The organism is Streptomyces mobaraensis NBRC 13819 = DSM 40847, from assembly GCF_017916255.1.
In the GTDB taxonomy this organism is placed as follows: Bacteria; Actinomycetota; Actinomycetes; order Streptomycetales; family Streptomycetaceae; genus Streptomyces; species Streptomyces mobaraensis.
The window spans coordinates 6,970,978-6,988,612 of the sequence record NZ_CP072827.1 but is presented as its reverse complement, the minus strand read 5'-3'; the positions used below and the strand labels follow the sequence as shown (position 1 = coordinate 6,988,612).

The 17,635-nt window shown below is 75.7% G+C and carries 16 protein-coding genes; 10 read left to right on the top strand and 6 right to left on the bottom strand.

All coding sequences use genetic code 11. The features are described 5' to 3' along the window. Window position 1: 1 nt before the first annotated feature. On the top strand, window positions 2-556 hold the full coding sequence (gene mug, locus J7W19_RS30210) for a G/U mismatch-specific DNA glycosylase (RefSeq protein WP_004946404.1): 555 nt from the start codon (window positions 2-4) through the stop codon (window positions 554-556). A gap of 8 nt (window positions 557-564) precedes the next feature. Here the strand turns inward: mug and J7W19_RS30205 are convergent, their stop codons facing one another. Beyond that, window positions 565-1,104: an EF-hand domain-containing protein gene (locus tag J7W19_RS30205; protein WP_004946406.1), complete on the bottom strand. Its 540-nt coding sequence runs from the start codon at window positions 1,102-1,104 to the stop codon at window positions 565-567. A gap of 286 nt (window positions 1,105-1,390) precedes the next feature. On the opposite strand from J7W19_RS30205, the gene J7W19_RS30200 reads away from it, so the two are divergent. Next, window positions 1,391-2,554 carry an ROK family protein gene (locus J7W19_RS30200; protein WP_004946408.1) on the top strand — a complete coding sequence of 388 codons (1,164 nt, stop codon included), beginning with the start codon at window positions 1,391-1,393 and terminating at the stop codon, window positions 2,552-2,554. A 319-nt stretch (window positions 2,555-2,873) separates the two neighbouring features. On the opposite strand, the gene J7W19_RS30195 is transcribed toward J7W19_RS30200, so the two are convergent. Continuing rightward, window positions 2,874-3,617, bottom strand: coding sequence for a GntR family transcriptional regulator (locus J7W19_RS30195; protein WP_004946417.1), 744 nt, complete (start codon window positions 3,615-3,617; stop codon window positions 2,874-2,876). Between the two features lie 390 nt (window positions 3,618-4,007). On the opposite strand from J7W19_RS30195, the gene J7W19_RS30190 reads away from it, so the two are divergent. Continuing rightward, a complete protein-coding gene (locus J7W19_RS30190) occupies window positions 4,008-4,847 on the top strand; it encodes an alpha/beta fold hydrolase (RefSeq protein ID WP_152263727.1) in 840 nt (279 codons plus the stop codon). Between the two features lie 99 nt (window positions 4,848-4,946). Further along, a complete protein-coding gene (locus J7W19_RS30185) occupies window positions 4,947-6,359 on the top strand; it encodes a hypothetical protein (protein WP_004940046.1) in 1,413 nt (470 codons plus the stop codon). Between the two features lie 137 nt (window positions 6,360-6,496). Here J7W19_RS30185 and J7W19_RS30180 read toward each other — a convergent pair whose 3' ends face one another. Continuing rightward, window positions 6,497-7,258 (bottom strand): ABC transporter permease, encoded by a 762-nt coding sequence (locus J7W19_RS30180; RefSeq protein WP_004940047.1) that lies wholly within the window; start codon window positions 7,256-7,258, stop codon window positions 6,497-6,499. Beyond that, complete coding sequence (locus tag J7W19_RS30175) at window positions 7,255-8,208, bottom strand: ATP-binding cassette domain-containing protein (RefSeq protein WP_004940049.1); 954 nt, start codon at window positions 8,206-8,208, stop codon at window positions 7,255-7,257. Before J7W19_RS30175 ends, J7W19_RS30180 begins: the two co-directional genes overlap by 4 nt. Window positions 8,209-8,316: 108 nt before the next feature. On the opposite strand from J7W19_RS30175, the gene J7W19_RS30170 reads away from it, so the two are divergent. Both J7W19_RS30170 and J7W19_RS30165 read left to right on the top strand, forming a co-directional pair. Then, window positions 8,317-9,492 carry a sensor histidine kinase gene (locus J7W19_RS30170; protein ID WP_004940050.1) on the top strand — a complete coding sequence of 392 codons (1,176 nt, stop codon included), beginning with the start codon at window positions 8,317-8,319 and terminating at the stop codon, window positions 9,490-9,492. Window positions 9,493-9,501: 9 nt separating this feature from the next. Further along, window positions 9,502-10,152, top strand: a complete 651-nt coding sequence (locus J7W19_RS30165; protein ID WP_004940052.1) for a response regulator transcription factor — start codon at window positions 9,502-9,504, stop codon at window positions 10,150-10,152. Between the two features lie 21 nt (window positions 10,153-10,173). Here the strand turns inward: J7W19_RS30165 and J7W19_RS30160 are convergent, their stop codons facing one another. Then, complete coding sequence (locus J7W19_RS30160) at window positions 10,174-10,710, bottom strand: hypothetical protein (RefSeq protein ID WP_004940053.1); 537 nt, start codon at window positions 10,708-10,710, stop codon at window positions 10,174-10,176. 363 nt (window positions 10,711-11,073) lie between these two features. Here J7W19_RS30160 and J7W19_RS30155 point away from each other — a divergent pair, with 363 nt between their 5' ends. Further along, on the top strand, window positions 11,074-12,450 hold the full coding sequence (locus tag J7W19_RS30155) for a dihydrolipoyl dehydrogenase family protein (protein WP_004940056.1): 1,377 nt from the start codon (window positions 11,074-11,076) through the stop codon (window positions 12,448-12,450). A 146-nt stretch (window positions 12,451-12,596) separates the two neighbouring features. Here J7W19_RS30155 and J7W19_RS30150 read toward each other — a convergent pair whose 3' ends face one another. Further along, the gene (locus tag J7W19_RS30150; protein ID WP_004940058.1) at window positions 12,597-13,217 is read right to left on the bottom strand and encodes a flavin reductase family protein; all 621 of its coding nucleotides are present in this window, start codon (window positions 13,215-13,217) and stop codon (window positions 12,597-12,599) included. 195 nt (window positions 13,218-13,412) lie between these two features. Between J7W19_RS30150 and J7W19_RS30145 the strand changes: the two genes are divergently transcribed. The 3 genes from J7W19_RS30145 (at window position 13,413) to J7W19_RS30135 (ending at window position 17,633) form a co-directional block, all read left to right on the top strand. Beyond that, window positions 13,413-14,765 carry a GNAT family N-acetyltransferase gene (locus J7W19_RS30145; protein ID WP_051072477.1) on the top strand — a complete coding sequence of 451 codons (1,353 nt, stop codon included), beginning with the start codon at window positions 13,413-13,415 and terminating at the stop codon, window positions 14,763-14,765. Window positions 14,766-15,035: 270 nt separating this feature from the next. Then, complete coding sequence (locus tag J7W19_RS30140; RefSeq protein ID WP_004940062.1) at window positions 15,036-16,724, top strand: DUF885 domain-containing protein; 1,689 nt, start codon at window positions 15,036-15,038, stop codon at window positions 16,722-16,724. A 42-nt stretch (window positions 16,725-16,766) separates the two neighbouring features. Next, on the top strand, window positions 16,767-17,633 hold the full coding sequence (locus tag J7W19_RS30135) for an ATP-grasp domain-containing protein (RefSeq protein WP_004940064.1): 867 nt from the start codon (window positions 16,767-16,769) through the stop codon (window positions 17,631-17,633). Window positions 17,634-17,635 lie beyond the last annotated feature (2 nt).

Genomic DNA, 17,635 nt, shown 5'->3' with positions numbered 1-17,635 from the left:
CATGGCCCGACCGACTCCTGAGGAACTCGAAGCCGCCCGCGACCTGCTCGTCCCCGACGTGCTCGCGGACGGCCTCGACGTGCTGTTCTGCGGCATCAACCCCGGGCTGATGTCCGCCGCCACCGGCCACCACTTCGCCCGCCCCGGCAACCGGTTCTGGCCGGTGCTGTACGCCTCCGGCTTCACCCCGCGCCGCCTCCACCCGTCCGAGCAGCACCTGCTGCCGCAGTACGGGCTGGGCATCACCAACGTGGTGGCGCGGGCCACGGCCCGGGCGGACGAGCTCACCGACGAGGAGTTCCGCGAGGGCGGCCGGCTGCTCGTCGAGAAGGTCGAGCGGCTGCGGCCGCGCTGGCTGGCGGTCGCCGGAGTGACGGCCTACCGGACGGCGTTCGGCGACAAGAAGGCCCGGATAGGCCCGCAGGAGCGCACCATAGGCACCACCCGTATCTGGGCGCTGCCGAACCCCAGCGGCCTCAACGCCCACTGGTCGCTCGCGACGATGGCGGAGGAGTTCGGACGGCTGCGGGAGGCGGCCTCCGACGGGAGCCGCTGACCGGGCTCTCAGGGGTGCCCGAGGACCCGCCCGCCGGGGCCGTCCGGGTCGGTCCCCGTGTAGAAGTCCCAGACGGCGTTCTCCCACTCGGCCAGGGTCAGCCGGCCGTCGCCGTCCACGTCCAGCGCGGTGAACGCGTCCCGCGCCCGGTCCTCGGGGATGCCCAGCGCCTGCTGGGCGGCGGCGAACTCGCCGGCGTCGACGACGCCGTCGCCGTCCTGGTCGGCGACGGCCAGGTGGGCGCGGACCGTCGGCTTCACCATCGAGCGCAGCGTCCCGTCCTCCCGCGCGGCCTCCAGGGCGGCGACGAACGCCGGGAGGTCCACCCGGCGGGCGCCGCCGTCGGGGGTGTGCGAGACGACGCCCTTCCAGTAGACGTCGGCCGCGTCCTCGGCGGCCCTGGTCAGCGGATCGTGCGGCGGGACGCCGAGCGCGTCGGCCAGCTGCCGGGCCCGGCCCCGGACGTCGTCCTGGCTGACGAAACCGTCGCCGTCCACGTCGAGCTGGCGGAACCGGTGTTCGTACTTCTCTCGCAGCACATCGCTCACGCGCTCGTCCTCCTGTGCCGGGTCGCTGGTCCTGGGGGTCCCGAGGGTCCTTGAGGTGCCGAAGGTCCCGAAGGTGCCTCCACTGTGCGGGCGCGGTCCGGGGCCGCCGGGCGCACGCACCCGTGAACCGCCGTCAAAGCTGCCCGGGTGGAGCACGGCCGGGCGCACCGGCCCTCGCCGCCCCCGGGCGCACCGGCTACGATCCGGTGGCGGCAAAGGGGACGCAAAAGACGCGGACGCGATCGGCGCGGACGCGGAAGAGTTCGAGGGCAGGGAGGCGGCGACGTTGGGGCGGCTCACCGGTGGGGACCCGTCCCTGCTGCGGCGGATCAATTCGGCCGTGGTCCTGCACGCGCTCCGGGCCGCCGCGCCGTCCTCGCCCCCCACCCTCACCGACCTGGTCAAGGCCACCGGCCTCTCCAGGCCGACCGTGGAGGGCGTGGTCGAGGGGCTGATCGACACCGGCCTCGTCGCGGAGGCGTCCGCCGAGGAGGGCGTGGCGCGCCGCCAGGGGCGGCCCGCGCGGAGGTTCCGCTTCCGGGCGGAGGCCGGGCACCTGCTCGGCGTCGAGATCGGGCCGCACCGGGTGGCGGCCCTGCTGTCCGACCTGAGCGGCCGGGTGACCGGCTCGGCGGCGGCCGAGGTGACCGAGACCGCGTCGGCGGACGAACGGCTGGAACGGCTCCGGGCGACCGTCGCCGACCTGCTGCGCCGCGCGGACGTACCGCGCGGCGCGCTCCGGGCGGTGGGCGTGGCCAGCCCGGGCATCGTGGAGGCCGACGGAACGGTCCGGCTGGGCACGGCACTGCCGGAATGGACGGGCCTGCCCCTGGGGGAGCGGCTGCGCCGGTCGTTCCGCTGCCCGGTGCTCGTCGAGAACGACGCCAACGCCGCGGCGGTCGCCGAGCACTGGAAGGGCGCGGCACGCGGCGTCGACGACGTCGTCTTCGTCCTGGCGGGCCTGAGTCCCGGCGCCGGCTCACTGATCGGCGGCCGGCTGCACCGCGGCTTCGGCGGCGCGGCCGGTGAGATCGGCGCACTGCACCTGCTCGGCCGCGAGGCGACCCCGGAAGAGGTCCTGTCCCCGACGGACGAGCCGCTCCACCCGCTGGACGAGGCCCAGGTGGTGCGGGTGTTCGCCCTGGCCAGAGAGGGCGACGAACGCGCACGGGCCGCCGTCGACCGCTATCTGCGCCGCCTGGTCCACGACGTGGCCGCGCTCGTCCTGGCTCTCGACCCGGAACTGGTCGTGGTAGGCGGCTGGGCCGCCGGCATCGGCGGCGTCCTGGACCCCCTCCGTACCGAACTGGCCCGCTACTGCCTCCGACCGCCCCGCGTCGCCCTCTCGCTCCTGGGGGACTCGGCGGTGGCGACGGGTGCGTTGCGCTTGGCGCTGGATCATGTGGAGGGCGAGCTGTTCGCGGTGGAGCGGCCGGTTACCGCGCGGTGAGGCGCCCCGGTCCGGCCCACGGAGCGGGGCGCCGCAGCTCCGGACCCATGGACGCGCCGCAGCGCTCGAGTGGAGCGGGAGCGGTACACCGGGACGCGGGCGGAGCACGCCCGGAGTCACGAGGCGCAGCGACGAGGGCCCGCCGAGGACACAGGCGCCCTGGTCAGACGGCCCCCGTCCGATCGTCTCCCCGAGACGGCCGGGCGGGGCTCTCGCTTGCGCTGACCGGCCCGTCCGGGGGTGCGGGGGCTCACTCCCGCGAGAAACGGTGACATGGGGGTGCCCCCTCGGGGGAGGGGCCGGGGCACCCCAAAAGCGCTCAACTCGCGAGCAGTCCTACCGGATCCCCGTCCCCGAACGTGAGGCGGCAGGTGTCGGCCCGGTACGTGGCGACGGCCACGGCCGCCGTGCGGCCCTCCGCGAAGTAGCGGGTGGTGACCAGGAGGACGGGCGCGCCGGGCAGTCGGTCGAGCTGTTTGGCGTCGTCAGCGCGGGCGGAGCCGAGCTCCACGGCACGGTCCTGGCCTTCCAGCGGGAGCCGGTGGAGGGCGCGGAGGACGGCGCGGGCGCGGGCCGGCCCGGGGGCGGTCTCGGGAATGTCGAGGCCGGCGAGGGCGGACGCCGGCACGTAGAGGAGTTCGGTGGCGACGGGCCGGCCGTGGCTGCTGCGGGTGCGGCGGACGGTGTGGGTGGTCTCGTCGCGTCCGGTGCCCAGGAGCAGCGCGACGGCGGCGGGCGGGGCGGCCTCGGCGCTGTCGACCGGCTGCCAGTCGTCCTCGGTGGTGCCGGGCCAGGCGTGTTCGGCGTCGGCGACGGCGACGCCCACGCGCGGCGGGGCGACCGTGGTGCCGACGCCGCGGCGGCGCTGGAGGCGGCCCTCCAGCTCCAGTTGTTCGAGTGCCTGGCGGAGCGTGGCGCGCGCTACCCCGAAACGGGCGGCGAGTTCACGCTCGTTGGGCAGGATCTCCCCCACCGCGAACTCCGAGTCGAGCGCATCGCTCAACACCGTTTTCAGGTGCCAGTACTTCGGCTCGGGCGCCGTCTCCAGCTGCGTCGTCCCCACCCTCATCCTCCGCAAAGGCTTTTCGCGCGCTTCTTTATTAAAGGTTGTTGCAGTATGCCTGTGACCATAGGACGGTGTGCGCACTTGGTCAAGACCAATGCGCGGCATCCGTCGAGGTGGTACGGACCTTCCGGCACCCTCGGTGACCGCCGACGAACCTCCTCCCTCGTTGCGCGTGGAGCATCGTCACCAACCGTCGCCGGCGCCCCCGGAGAAGCGGGGTGAGCGGCGCACGGAGGCGCGCACCGGGACGCCCGAGCGCCGGGCAGCCCGCCGTGGGGGGAGACAGGGAAATCGCCGCGCAAAGGGTCACGTCACAGGTCTACCCGGCGGTAACCGTTGCTGACATCCTGTCTACAAGACCCCCCGAGGACCAGCAGGAGCCGACTCATGGGTGACACCTTGCAGACCGCGACGTTCTCCCTCGACACCCCTTCCGGGCCGCACCCGGCCGAGGTGGTCTACCGGCGGGCCGGCGAAGGCGACCCGCTCGTCCTGCTGCACGGCATCGGCCACCATCTCCAGGCGTGGGACCCGGTGTTCGACATACTCGCCGCGGAACACGACGTCGTCGCCGTGGACCTGCCCGGCTTCGGCCGCTCCCCCGCCCTGCCCGACGCGGTGCCGTACGACCTGCCGAGCACGGCCGCCGTCCTCCGCGCCTTCTTCGAGGCGCTCGGCCTGGACCGGCCGCACGTGGCCGGCAACTCGCTGGGCGGTCTGATCGCCCTGCAACTGGGCCACGAGAAGCTCGTACGGACGGTCACCGCCCTCTCCCCCGCCGGGTTCTGGACGGAGTCCGAGCGCCGCTACGCCTTCACCGTCCTCCGCGGGCTGCGCAACGGCGCCCGCCGGCTGCCGCCCGAGCGGCTGGCCCGGCTGGCCGCCACGTCCGCCGGCCGGGCCGCGCTGGTCAGCCTCGTCTACGCCCGTCCCGGCCGGCGCCCGGTCGACGCGGTGGTCGCGGAGGCGATCGCGCTGCGGGACGCCGTGGGCTTCGAGGCCACCCTCGCCGCCGGGCGCTCGGTGCTGTTCGCGCACGAACTCCCGGACCTGCCGGTCACCATCGCCTGGGGCACCCGCGACCGGGTGCTGGTGCGCCGGCAGGGGGTCCGCGCCGCGCAGGTGATCCCCGGCGCGCGGCTGGTCCGGCTGCCGGGCTGCGGGCACGTTCCGATGAACGACGATCCGGCCCTCGTCGCCCGGGTGGTACTGGACACCGCGCGCTGAGCCGAAGCGAGACAGGAGTTACCGGTGTGACGGAAGAGGCGCGTGATCCATCCGTCATAGGATCTCCCGATCAGACAGCACGATCTTGGGGGATTCGCAGTGGCTTCCACCGCGCGCACCGTCCTCGTCCCGGCCGCCGTGGCCGTGGCGCTCCTCGCCGGGCTCACCGCCTGCGGCTCGGACTCCGGTTCGGGCTCCGGCTCGGGTTCGGGGAAGGACGACGGCCCGGCGAAGAAGACGGCCCGTCTCGCCTGGCGGGACGCCGCGCTTCCGGGGCTGGCGGCGAAGCCGGCCTGGACCGCGCCGGCGGCGCCCGGCGGCACGGCGGTGTTCGCGGTCGGTGACGCCTTCGCCCTGGTCTCCGCGCCCGGCGCGGAGAAACTGTCGAACGACAAGGGGCCCGCGCTGCGCGAGGGCCCCAAGACCGTCGAGTTCCGGGACGCGCGCGACGGCGCCGTCCGCAGGACGCTGAGGTTCGGCGACGCCAGGGTGACGGCCGACACCTGGCACGGCGCCCCGGCGCTGCGGGTGCGCGTGACGAGCAAGACCCCGTCCGACGGCATGACCTCCGACAAGAGCACCACCGTCGAAGAGGTCTACGACGGCCGCGGCGGCAAGCTCGGCAGCGCCCCGCAGGCGGACGGGGCCTCCTTCTCGGACGGCTGGCTCGCCAAGGACGGGACCGTCGCGCGGGGCGAGGGCGGAACGGCGAACAAGCTGGAGAAGTCCGGCGACCTCCAGGGGATCCACGGCCCCGTCCGCTCCCAGGACCTGTACCGGTACGCGCCGGAGCAGCGGACGTTCGCGGGGGACCACGCCTTCTCGTACGAGGAGGTGGAGCGCGGCATGTTCAACCACCCCAAGCACCTCGTGGTCACCGACCTGGCGACCGGCAGGAAGGCGTGGACGACCAGCGAGGCCGGCCGGCCGTCGCAGGCCCTTCCGGAGGACAAGTCCCACGCCGTGAACGTCGTGCCGGTGACGGTGGTCGGCGACCGGATCGTCCTGGCCTGGCAGACCAAGGGGGACGAGCACACCGGGACCGAGCCCTGGGTGATGTCCGTGAACGACGTCAAGTCCGGCCGGCTGCTGGCCACCGGCCCGGTCGTCGAGGCGGAGGCGCCCGGCTCCCGGACCGACTTCGGGAACCCGCTCACCGACCCCACCTTCGAGGTCGCGTACGACGCGGCGGCCGGCGCCGTCGTCACCTCGGGGCAGCCCGGCATGGGCAAGCCCTGGCTGGCCACCGCGTGGGACCTCAAGAGCGGCAAGCGGCTCTGGGCACAGGGACCGGACGAGAACGACTTCTCGCCGCTGACCGCCGGCAACGGTGTGGTCTACGGCTACACCAACCGCGGGACGCAGGGGTACTGGGACCCGATCGCCGTCGACGTGAAGACGAAGAAGGTGCTGGCGAAGAAGCTCGACAACGACCGGGTGCCGGCCTTCAGCGCCGACGGGCACGGCGCGGTCTCCGTGGACCAGGGCGTCTTCGTCTTCCCGGCGGCCTGACCGCACCGGCTCGCCGCCTGACCGCACCGGCTCGCCGAACGTGTCGGCTGCCCGAACGCGCCGGGGGCGCGGGTCCGTTGACCCGCGCCCCCCGTGCGCCCCCTCTGCTCACACGCCTCCGGTCACACATCTCCCGCTCACGCGTCCCGGCGCCGCAGCGCCCACCAGCCCGTCGCCGCGGCGGCGACGGCCCACAGCGCCGCGACGCCGAGCCCGCTCCACGGACCGAGCGCACCCTCCGGATCGGTGGCCATCATCTGCTGCCCCGCCCGGTCGGGCAGGAACTGCCCCGCGCCGCCCAGCGCGTCGGGGCCCAGGACCGGGGAGAGCAGGCAGACCAGCGGAACCAGCAGCCCCAGCGTCCCCACCGGGCTGCGCAGGACGGCCGCCGTGCCCGCGGCCAGCAGGGCGAGCAGGGCGAGGTGGAGGCCGCAGCCGACGGCCGCCCGCAGGGCGCCCGGCGCCCCGGCGCCCACCCCGGCGTCCCCGAGCAGCGGCTGTCCGACGACGAGCGCGCCGAACCCGGCGACGAGCCCCGCCGCCAGCGTCAGACCGGTGACGACGCCGAGCTTGGCGGTGTAGAAGACGCCGCAGCGCGGCACCGCGGCGAGCGAGACGCGGATGGAGCCGTGGGTGTACTCCCCCGCCATCGCCAGGGCGCCGAAGCAGATCGCGGTGATCTGCCCGAAGCCGACGCCGAAGAACGAGAAGCGGATCGGGTCGAAGTCGCTCTCGCCGGTGGCGTCCCCGGCGACCGCGCAGGCCACCGCGCCGAAGGCGATCGTGGTGACGACGGTGGCGGCGAGCGCGGCGACCAGGCCCCGGACGGAGGCGGTCTTGGCCCACTCGGCTCGGGCGGCGGCGGTGAGGGCGGACCGCACGGAAGGAGAGGCGTTCATGCCCGGGCTCCTCGGGTCGTCGTGAGGGTCGTCGTGGGGGTCGCCGTGGCGGCGAACTCGGCGTCTCCGGCGGTGAGTCGGAGGTAGGCGTCCTCCAGGGAGGCGCGTTCGTCGGCGAGTTCGAGGATCGGCACGCCGGACCGGGCGGCGAGGGCGCCCACGTGGGCGGCCTCCGTACCCTCGACCGTCCACCGGCCGTCGCCGTCCGGCACCGCGAGCAGCCCGCCGTCCGCGAGCGCCGCGCGCAGCCGTTCGCCCTCGGTGGTGCGGACCCGTACCCGGGCCGGGGTGTGTTCGGCGAGGAAGGCGTCCATCGGGCTGTCGGCGAGCAGCCGGCCCCGGCCGAGCACGACCACCTGGTCGGCGGTGGCGGCGACCTCGCCCATCAGATGGCTGGAGATCAGGACGGTCCGGCCCTCGCCGGCCAGTCGGCGGGCCAGGTCGCGCAGCCAGACGATGCCCTCCGGGTCGAGGCCGTTGGTGGGCTCGTCCAGGATCAGCACCGGCGGGTCGCCGAGCAGTGCGGCGGCGATCCCGAGCCGCTGCCGCATGCCGAGCGAGAAGGTGCGGACGCGCCGCCGCGCCACCGCCGCGAGGCCGGTCTCCTCCAGGACGGCGGTGACGCGCCCGCGGGGGATGCGGTTGCTGTGGGCGAGGGCCAGCAGGTGGCCGCGCGCGGTGCGGGCGGGGTGGGCGGCGGCCGCGTCCAGCAGGGCGCCGACGTGCCGCAGCGGACGGTCCCACAGGGCGTACGGCCGACCGCCGACGGTCGCCGTGCCGGACGTCGCCCGGTCGAGGCCGAGGAGGATGCGCAGGGTGGTGGACTTGCCCGCGCCGTTGGGGCCGAGGAAGCCGGTGACGCGGCCGGGCCGGACGGTCATGGTGAGCCCGGCGAGGGCCCGGGTGGTGCCGTACTCCTTGACGAGGTCCCTGATGTCGATCGAGGTCATGGCTCCACGCTCGCCGACGGGCCGGGGGCGGCGCTTCCCCCGCCAGGGGAAACGATCTCCCCCGCCCGGGGGAGGCCGCCCCTCCGGTCCGCTGCCAGGATGCTCCCCATGCACCCGCTTCACCGGCTGTTCCGCCCTCTGACCCGCACCGTCACCTGTACCCGCTGGCTGCACCTCGTGGTGGGCGGTCTGTTCGCGATGGTGTGCATGTTCGTCTACCCCGGGGAGGGCGGCGGGCGGTCCGCGCTGCTGCTGGGGTCCCTCGCGACCGTCCCGCCGCTCGTCGTGCTCGGGCTGGTGCCGGCGGTGCGGGTGGCCGAGGGCGTGCAGGCGCGGCTGATGCTCGTCCCCGGCCTGCGGTCGCGCGGGCCGGACCGGTCGGAGGCCGCGGCCATCGCCACCGCTCCCGCCGCGTCATGGGCGGACCGGTGGCGGACCGTCGGCTGGCTGGTGCTGCGGGTGCAGTTGGGGACCGTGACGCTGGCCGCCTCGGTGTGGCTGCCGACGGCGGCGGTGGACCTGGCCGTCCACCGGCAGTGGGCGTACGCCCTGCTGGCGCCGCTGCCGCTGGCCGCCCTCGCGGCCCTGGTCGTGGGGGCTGGCGAGCTGACCGCCGCGGCGGCCCGGTGGCTGCTCGCACCGTCGGCCGCCGAGCGGATCGCGGCCCTGGAGGAGCGCACGGAACGGCTGTTGGAGCACAACCGGCTGGCCCGCGAACTGCACGACTCGATCGGCCACGCGCTCACCACGGCGGTGGTGCAGGCGGGCGCGGCCCGGGCGGCGGGGTCACCGGAGTTCACCGAACGCGCGCTGGGCGCGATCGAGGAGACGGGACGGCACGCCCTGGAGGATCTGGAACGGGTCCTGAAGGTGCTGCGCGAGGGCGCCCAGGACCCGGCGGGCCGCCCCACCCTGGCCGACGCGCGGCGGCTGCTGGACGCGGCCGACGGCTCCGGCGCCGAGGTCACCGCCGAGCTGACCGGCCCGCTGGAGGCCGTGCCGGGGCCGGTCTCCCGGGAGGGCTACCGCATCGTGCAGGAAGCGCTCACCAACGTGCTGCGGCACGCCGGGCCGGTGCCCGTCGCCGTCCGGATCGCCGTCACCGGGGACGCCGTCGAACTGGACGTCCGCAATCCGCTGCCCGGCCCGCGGCCGGCCGCCGCCCCGCGCCGGGGCAGCGGGCTGCGCGGCATCCGCGAGCGCGCCGCCCTGCTCGGCGGCCGGGCGGAGACCGGACCGTACGAGGGCGGCTGGCGGGTCAGCGCCCGGCTGCCGACGGCTTAGGCTGCCGCCATGCCGCTCTCCGTCCTCCTGGTCGACGACGAACCCCTGGTCCGCGCCGGGTTGCGCGCCATCCTCGACGCGCAGCCCGACATCGAGGTGACCGGCGAGGCCGCCGACGGCGCCGCCGTCCTGCCGCTGGTGCGGCAACTCCGCCCGGACGTGGTGGCGATGGACGTCCGGATGCCGCTGATGGACGGCATCGAGGCCACCCGCGCGGTGCTGGCCGCGTTCCCCGAGCCGCCGAAGATCCTGGTGGTCACGACGTTCGAGAACGACGAGTACGTGTACGAGGCGCTGCGCGCGGGCGCCGACGGGTTCCTGCTCAAGCGGGCGCACCCGGCCGAGATCGTGCACGCGGTACGGCTGGTCGCCTCGGGTTCCTCCCTCCTGTTCCCCGCCGCCCTGCGGCGGCTGGCCGCCGAGCACGGCAACCCCGGCGCCCGCGCGGCCCTGGAGCGGGCCGCGCTGACCGGCCGGGAGACGGACGTGCTGCGGCTGATGGCCCGCGGGCTGTCGAACTCCGAGATAGCCGAGCACCTGGTGCTGGGCACGGAGACGGTGAAGACCCATGTCAGCGCGGTGCTCGCCAAGTTGGGGGCGCGGGACCGCACCCAGGCCGTGATCGCGGCGTACGAGTCGGGGTTCGTCACCCCGGGGTGACCGCGGCCGTCCTGGAGCGGATCAGTTCCAGGGGTTGGCCGGCTGGTCGTTGATCGCCGTCCAGAAGCGGGTGCCGGCGGGTACGTCGCCGTCGGCCCAGAAGCTCCAGCCGCCGGAACTCTCCAGGTTGGTGCCGTATCTGCCGTCGTGGAACTCGGCCATGCGCCAGCCGGCGCCGAAGTTGTTGGCGCAGACGCCGTCGGCGACGGCCCGGCCGGTCAGGCGGTTGCCGCGGATCGGGGCGGTGGCCGCGACCGTGCCGCGCGCCCAGCCGGCGTAGAAGCCGGGGGTGATGCCCGCGGGGACGGGACGGCCGTCGACCTTGAGGCAGAGCAGCGGCAGCGCGGTGGTCGTGGCGGTGTCGCCCTGGTAGGGGTTGCTCAGGGGGCCGCCGCCGACCTGGACCGTGCCGCTGGGCCCGTCGGCGAGCAGGGTCCAGGTCATGGCCTTGCCGTTGGCGTCGGGGGCGGGCGGGGCCGCCGCCGCGGGGGTCGTGAGCGCACCGGCCGCGGCGAGGGCCGCGGCGCCGAGGGCGAGCACCGTTTTCACCGAGCGCATGACTTCTCCTCACAGGTGTGAACCGACGTGACGCGAGACGCATGGCGGTACGGTGGGGAATTCTGCACGTCCTTCACAAAACCCCCAAGGGCAGAACCGGTCACACGTTCCCGGCCCCCTCCCGGACCCGCCCGGTGACGAACCGGACCCGCTCCCCCACGGACGCCCGGGGCGGTTCCACCACGATGAAACGGTCCTGTCCCACGTGCCTTTACCTCCTTCGCCCAGGCGTCCGCCACCCGACCGTACGCCCGGCGCGCGTCACCCGTGACGGGCGCCCCCGGCACTGGCAGGGTGGGCGGACGCGTCGGAATCCCGTCGGATCCCGCGTCGGAATCCCACAAGGAAGCGGAGTGCGGTGGCATGGCCGAAGAAGTGGACGTCGTCGTCATCGGAATGGGCCCGGGCGGCGAGCACGTCGCGGGGCGGCTGGCGGAGGCCGGGCTGCGGGTGGTGGGGGTGGAGGTGGAGCTCGTCGGCGGCGAGTGCCCGTACTGGGGCTGTGTGCCCAGCAAGATGATGATCCGGGCCGGCGGTCTGCTGGCCGAGGCCCGCCGGATCCCCGGGATGGCCGGCGCGGCGCGGGTGGAGCCGGACTGGTCGCCGGTCGCGTCGCGGATCCGCGACGAGGCCACCGACGACTGGAACGACCAGGTGGCCGCCGACCGGTTCCGCGACAAGGGCGGCCGGCTGGCCCGCGGCCGGGGCCGGCTCACCGGTCCCCGGACGGTGACCGTGGACGGTCCGGGGGGCGGCGTCTTCGAGGCCGCGCGCGGCGTGGTCCTCGCCACCGGGACCAAGCCGCAGATCCCGCCGGTGCCCGGACTGGACGCCGTCCCGTACTGGACGAACCGGGACGCCATCGCCGCGACCGAGCCCCCGGGCTCGCTGCTGGTGCTGGGCGGCGGCTCGATCGGCGTCGAACTCGCCCAGGTCTACGGCCGGTTCGGGACCCGCGTCACCGTGGTGGAGGCGATGGGCAGCCTCGTCCCGGCGGACGAGCCGGAGGCCGCCGCCCTGCTGACCGAGGTGCTGGCGGCGGAGGGGATCACCATCCGCACGGACGCCCGGGCGGCCGCCGCCCGCCACGACGGCGACGCGTTCGTCCTCGTCCTGGAGAGCGGCGAGGAACTGACCGCCGACCGGCTGCTGGTGGCGACCGGCCGCCGGGCGGACCTGCGCGACCTCGGCCTGGAGACGGTCGGCCTCGATCCGACGGCCCGATGGGTGCGCACCGACGGCCGGATGCGGGCCGCGGACGGGCTCTGGGCGGCGGGGGACGTGACGGGCCACGGCGCGTTCACGCACGTGGCCATGTACGAGGCGGAGATCGTCGCCCGCGAGATCCTGGGCGAACCGGGGCCCGGGGCGGACTACCGGGCCCTGCCGCGCGTCACCTTCACCGATCCGGAGATCGGCGCCGTCGGCCTGACGGAGGGCCAGGCCCGCGACCGCGGCCTCCGGGTGCGCACCGGACTGGCCAAGGTGCCGTCCTCGGCCCGCGGCTGGATCCACAAGGCCGGCAACCAGGGCGTGATCAAGCTGGTCGAGGACGTGGACCGCGGCATCCTGGTCGGAGCCACGACGGCCGGCCCCGCGGGCGGCGAGATGCTGTACGGCCTCGCGGTGGCGGTCCAGGCGGAGGTGCCGGTGGAGACGCTGCGGCACATGATCTACGCGTACCCGACCTTCCACCGGGGGGTGGAGGACGCGCTGCGGGATCTGGTCAAGGGAGGGTAGGGGGCGGGGGCGGGCGCAGCGCGCGAACCGCGACTGCCGACGGGCCCGGCGGAAGGCGCCGGCCGGGTGCCTCGGGTGGGTCCCCGGCCGGGGCGCGAAAGCCCGGGCGGCCGGTTCGGCCGCCGCGCGCGGGGCGCCCCCGCGCGTCAGTTCGCGTCGGCGGTCTTCTGCCAGTCCGCGTACGCGACGCGCGGGATGGACCGGACGCCGTCGACCGTTCCCCACTCGTCCCTCCCGAGCCGGCTGAGCGGGCGCAGGCGGGCGATGTCCGGGTGGTCGCCGTCCAGGACGGACTCGCCGACCACGGCGTGCACCACCCGGCCGAGGACGACGGTGGAGTCGCCCAGACGGAGCGTGCCGTGCAGCCGGCATTCGAGGGCGACGGGCGAGTCCGCGACCCGGGGCGCCTTCACCAGGAGCGACGGCTCCTTGGCGAGGCCGACGGCGTCGAACTCGTCGACGCCGGGCGGGAAGTCGGCGCCGGTCTCGTTGATCTGCCGTTCGAGCCCCTCGGGGGCCAGGTTGACGACGAACTCCCCGGTCGCCTCGACGTTGCGCAGGGTGTCCTTGCGCCCGACCGAGGTGAACTGGACGATCGGGGGCTCCACGCAGGCGATGGTGAAGAACGAGTGGGGGGCGAGGTTGGCCGTCGTCCCGTCCTCGGAGACCGTGGACACCCAGGCGATCGGCCGGGGTACGACCACGGAGGTGAGGAGCCGGTAGACGGCGGCCCGGCCGGCGGATTCGATGTCGATGTCAACGCGCATGCCCGCCAGTATCCACGCCCCGGCGCCCGGCCGCCGACCTGGGACGGCCCGTCGGGCGGCCGCCGTCGCCGCAGGTGGGAGCCGCCGCCGGGGACCAACCGAGCGAAGCCGTCCGTAACGTGCCGCAGGTGTCTTTTACCCGGAGGACACGAGGTGTTCGTGATCGGGCAACACCGCTTCGTCAGGGTGGACACCATGACCGACACCGACGCGACCCCCGCGGGCGCCCCCGGCCGCGCGCACCACTGGCGGCGTGACCTGGCGGAACTCGCCGCCCTGTTCACCGCCGTGGCCGCCGCCGACTGCGTGGCCGACACCGTGGTGCACGGTCCCGACGGGCCGGTCCTGCTCGCCGGGTCCGCCGCCGGGCTGCTGGCCACGGCCGGGTTCCACACCTGGTGGCACCGGCGGCGGCGGGCACGGTCCACCGCCCCGGCGCCGACGGCCGCGGCGCCGGGGGCGGCCACCGGCAGCACGCTGTGGCGGATGCGCACCACCGTCCGCGACGAACCGGGCAGCCTCGCGGCCCTCTGCCTGGCCCTGGCCGGCCGGGGCGTCGACATCCTCGCCCTCCAGACGCACCCGCTGGCCGAGGGGACGGTCGACGAGCTGTTGCTGCGGGCGCCGGACGGGCTCACGGCCGACGCGCTGGCCCGGGCCGCCGAGGCGGGCGGGGGCCGGGAGACCTGGCTGGAGCGGGCCGACGCCCACGACCTGGTGGACGCCCCCACCCGGGTGCTGGACCTCGCCACCCGCACCGCCCTGGACTCCGCCGAACTGCCGCTCGCCCTGCGCCGGCTGCTCGGCCGGTGCGCGATCCGCTCGGCGCCGGCGGGCGCGGCGGGCACGGCGGAGGTCCCGGCCGAGGGCGAGTGGCGGGAGACCGTCCTGCGGCTGCGCGACCCGTCCGGCGGCACGATCACCATCGAGCGGCCCCATCTACCGTTCACGCCGGCGGAGTTCGCCCGCGCCCGGGCGCTCGTCGAGCTGGACGCGCGGCTGGGCCCGCGGTTCCCGCGCCGCGACGACGTGCTGACGCTGCCCGCCGGGGACGAGGTGACGGTCCGTCGGGCGGACACCGGCGACCTCGCGGCGGCCAAGGCGATGCACGAGCGCTGCTCCCCCGCCACGCTCGCCCTGCGCTACCACGGTCCGGTCCGGGACGTCACCGCCGCCGACCGCTACCTCGTCCACCTGCTCGGCCCGCGGTTCGGCCGGACGCTCGCCGCGTACGCGCCGTCCGGCCGGCTGGTCGCCCTCGGCCACCTGCTGTGGGACGGCGAGGAGACGGAGGTGGCGCTGCTCGTCGAGGACGCGTGGCAGCGGCGCGGCGTCGGCGCCGAACTGCTGCGCCGGCTGGTGGTGATGGCGGCCGAGGCGGGCTGCGACAGCGTCTACGCGGTCACCCGGGCGTCCAACACCGGCATGGTGGCGGCGATGCGCGGGCTGGGCCTGCCGCTGGACTACCAGGTCGAGGAGGGCACGCTGGTGATCACCGCCCGCGTCACACCGGCCGCCGTCCCACGCCTGGCGGCCGGCCGGCCGTGACACCCGGCTGCCGGCCGTGGGCCCCGGGCGACGGCGTGGATCCGGGTCCGCGGCCCATGAGTCCGGCCGCCGCGCACCCCGGCGGCCGGCCCCGGGCCCGGGCCGACACCGCGGAACCGGGCAAGCGGCCCACGAACCCCGGCCGACGACCGCGAAACCCGGCCGCCGCGGCCCCCGCCCGCCGGCCGTGACTCCGGGCCGCCGCCCGTGCGTCCCGGTCACGGCGAATCCCGCGTGACGCGGCGCCCTCCACCGTACGAGGATGGGCGCATGCCGAACACCACCAGCACTCAGCTGCCCCGCCAGGTCGCCGACGCCTACGTCGACGCGTACATCGAGCTCGACCCGATCACCGGTACCTACCTCGGCGTCGCGTCCAGCGCCCGCCGGCTGCCCGACTTCTCGCCCGAGGGGCAGGAGGCGGTGGCCGGCCTGGCGCGGGAGACACTGGCCCGGCTGGCGGAGGCCGAGCGGCTGCCCGGCGCGGAGGACGACGCCGAGCGGCGCTGCGCCCGGCTGCTGCGCGAGCGGCTGACGGCCGAACTCGCGGTGCACGACGCGGGCGAGCCGCTCCGCGCCGTCAGCAACATCCACTCGCCGCTGCACTCGGTGCGCGAGGTCTTCACGCTGATGCCGGTGGACAGTGCCGAGGACTGGTCGGCGGTCGCGGCCCGGCTGCGGGCCGTGCCGGCCTCGCTGGAGGGCTACCGGGCGTCGCTGGCCGAGGGGTTGAAGCGCGGACTGCCGGGCGGCCCGCGGCAGGTGGCCACGGTGCTGGAGCAGCTCGCCGAGTGGATCGGCACGGACGGGAAGGGCTGGTTCGGCGACTTCACGGCCCCCGCCCCCGAGGAGCTGCGGGCGGAGCTGGACGGCGCGGCGGAGGCCGCGACGGGCGCCCTCGCCGGGATCCGCGACTGGCTGCGGGACGTCTACGCCCCCGCCGTCGAGGGCGCCCCGGAGGTCGTGGGCCGCGAGCGCTACGCCCGGTGGGCCCGCTACTGGAACGGCACCGACCTGGACCTGGAGGAGGCGTACGCCTACGGCTGGTCCGAGTTCCACCGCCTGCTGGCGGAGATGCGGACGGAGGCCGAGAAGATCCTGCCGGGCGCGCGGACGCCCTGGGAGGCGCTGGCCCACCTCGACGAGCACGGCACCCACATCGAGGGCGTGGAGGAGACCAGGGAGTGGCTCCAGGGCCTGATGGACGAGGCCATCGAGGCGCTGGACGGCACCCACTTCGACCTGGCCGAGCGGGTCAAGCGCGTCGAGTCGCGGATCGCCCCGCCCGGCGGCGCGGCGGCCCCGTACTACACGGCGCCGTCCGAGGACTTCACCCGCCCGGGCCGGACCTGGCTGCCGACCATGGGCCTGACCCGCTTCCCGGTGTACGACCTGGTGTCCACCTGGTACCACGAGGGCGTGCCGGGCCACCACCTCCAGCTCGCCCAGTGGACGCACGTGGCCGACCGGCTCTCCCGCTACCAGGTCACCCTCGGCCAGGTCAGCGCCAACGCCGAGGGCTGGGCGCTGTACGCGGAGCGGCTGATGGACGAACTGGGCTTCCTCACCGACGCCGAGCGGCGGCTGGGCTACCTCGACGCCCAGATGATGCGCGCCGCCCGCGTCATCGTCGACATCGGCATGCACCTGGAGCTGGAGATCCCGGCCGACTCCCCGTACCACCCGGGCGAGCGCTGGACGCCGGAGCTGGCCCAGGAGTTCTTCGGGCTGCACAGCAGCCGCCCGGCGGACTTCGTGGAGAGCGAACTCGTCCGCTACCTGGGCATGCCTGGCCAGGCGATCGGCTACAAGCTCGGCGAGCGCGCCTGGCTGCTGGGCCGCGAGGCGGCCCGGAAGCGGCACGGCGCCGCGTTCGACGCGAAGGCGTGGCACATGGCGGCGCTGTCGCAGGGTTCGCTGGGCCTGGACGACCTGGTGGCGGAGCTGTCGGCGCTCTGACGGCGGACGGGCGGCCCGGAGCCCTCGCGTAGGGTTCCGGGCATGACCCCGCTGCTCCTCGTCTGCCGCGACCCGCTCTCCCCCCGCCGTACGGACCCGCACTTCGCCGCCGAGGCGCGGGCGGCGGGCGAACGGGGGCTGCGGGTCGCGCGGATCGACCACGACGCGCTGCTCGCCGGGGACGCGGCGGGGGCGGTCGCGGGGGTGCCGCGGGACGCGGGCGCGGCGTGGTACCGGGGCTGGATGATCCCCGCGGGGCGGTACGCGGAGCTGGCGGAGGCCCTGGCCGGGCGCGGGGTGACGCTGCTGACCCCGCCCGCCTCCTACCGGCGGGCGCACGAACTGCCGGGCTGGTACGGGACGTTCGCTCCGGTGACACCGCGCAGCGTGTGGTTCCCGGCGGAGGCCGGGCGGGCGCCGGACCGGGAGCGGCTGGCGGCGGGGGCGGCCCTGCTGGGCGGCGGTGGTCCGGTGGTGGTCAAGGACTATGTGAAGTCCCGCAAGCACGAGTGGGACGAGGCGTGTTACGTGCCCGACCGCGCCGACACGGACCGGCTGGCGGCGGTCGTCGGCCGGTTCGCCGAACTCCAGGGGGAGTTCCTGGCGGGCGGCGTCGTCCTCCGCTCCTTCGAGCGCTTCACGGCGGCGGGCGAGGCCCGGGTGTGGTGGCTGGACGGCCGCCCGGTCCTGACGACCGCCCACCCGGACACCCCGGACCGCCTCCCGGCCCCGGCGCTGGACGCGGTGGCGCCGTGCGTCGCCGACTTGGACTGCCGTTTCGTCACCACGGACTTGGCGCTGCGCGAGGACGGGGTGTGGCGCGTGGTGGAGGTCGGCGACGGCCAGGTGAGCGGCCTGCCGCGGGACGTCGACCCCGGGCCGCTGCTCGCGGCCCTCGCGCGGGGCTGACC

Excerpts from the sequence above, each read along its gene's own strand:
- mug (WP_004946404.1), top strand. The coding sequence starts at position 2 with ATGGCCCGACCGACTCCTGAGGAACTCGAAGCCGCCCGCGACCTGCTC.
- J7W19_RS30190 (WP_152263727.1), top strand. The coding sequence starts at position 4,008 with ATGGGTGACACCTTGCAGACCGCGACGTTCTCCCTCGACACCCCTTCC.
- J7W19_RS30180 (WP_004940047.1), bottom strand. The coding sequence starts at position 7,258 with ATGAACGCCTCTCCTTCCGTGCGGTCCGCCCTCACCGCCGCCGCCCGA.
- J7W19_RS30175 (WP_004940049.1), bottom strand. The coding sequence starts at position 8,208 with ATGACCTCGATCGACATCAGGGACCTCGTCAAGGAGTACGGCACCACC.
- J7W19_RS30170 (WP_004940050.1), top strand. The coding sequence starts at position 8,317 with ATGCACCCGCTTCACCGGCTGTTCCGCCCTCTGACCCGCACCGTCACC.
- J7W19_RS30165 (WP_004940052.1), top strand. The coding sequence starts at position 9,502 with ATGCCGCTCTCCGTCCTCCTGGTCGACGACGAACCCCTGGTCCGCGCC.
- J7W19_RS30160 (WP_004940053.1), bottom strand. The coding sequence starts at position 10,710 with ATGCGCTCGGTGAAAACGGTGCTCGCCCTCGGCGCCGCGGCCCTCGCC.
- J7W19_RS30155 (WP_004940056.1), top strand. The coding sequence starts at position 11,074 with ATGGCCGAAGAAGTGGACGTCGTCGTCATCGGAATGGGCCCGGGCGGC.
- J7W19_RS30150 (WP_004940058.1), bottom strand. The coding sequence starts at position 13,217 with ATGCGCGTTGACATCGACATCGAATCCGCCGGCCGGGCCGCCGTCTAC.
- J7W19_RS30145 (WP_051072477.1), top strand. The coding sequence starts at position 13,413 with ATGACCGACACCGACGCGACCCCCGCGGGCGCCCCCGGCCGCGCGCAC.
- J7W19_RS30140 (WP_004940062.1), top strand. The coding sequence starts at position 15,036 with ATGCCGAACACCACCAGCACTCAGCTGCCCCGCCAGGTCGCCGACGCC.
- J7W19_RS30135 (WP_004940064.1), top strand. The coding sequence starts at position 16,767 with ATGACCCCGCTGCTCCTCGTCTGCCGCGACCCGCTCTCCCCCCGCCGT.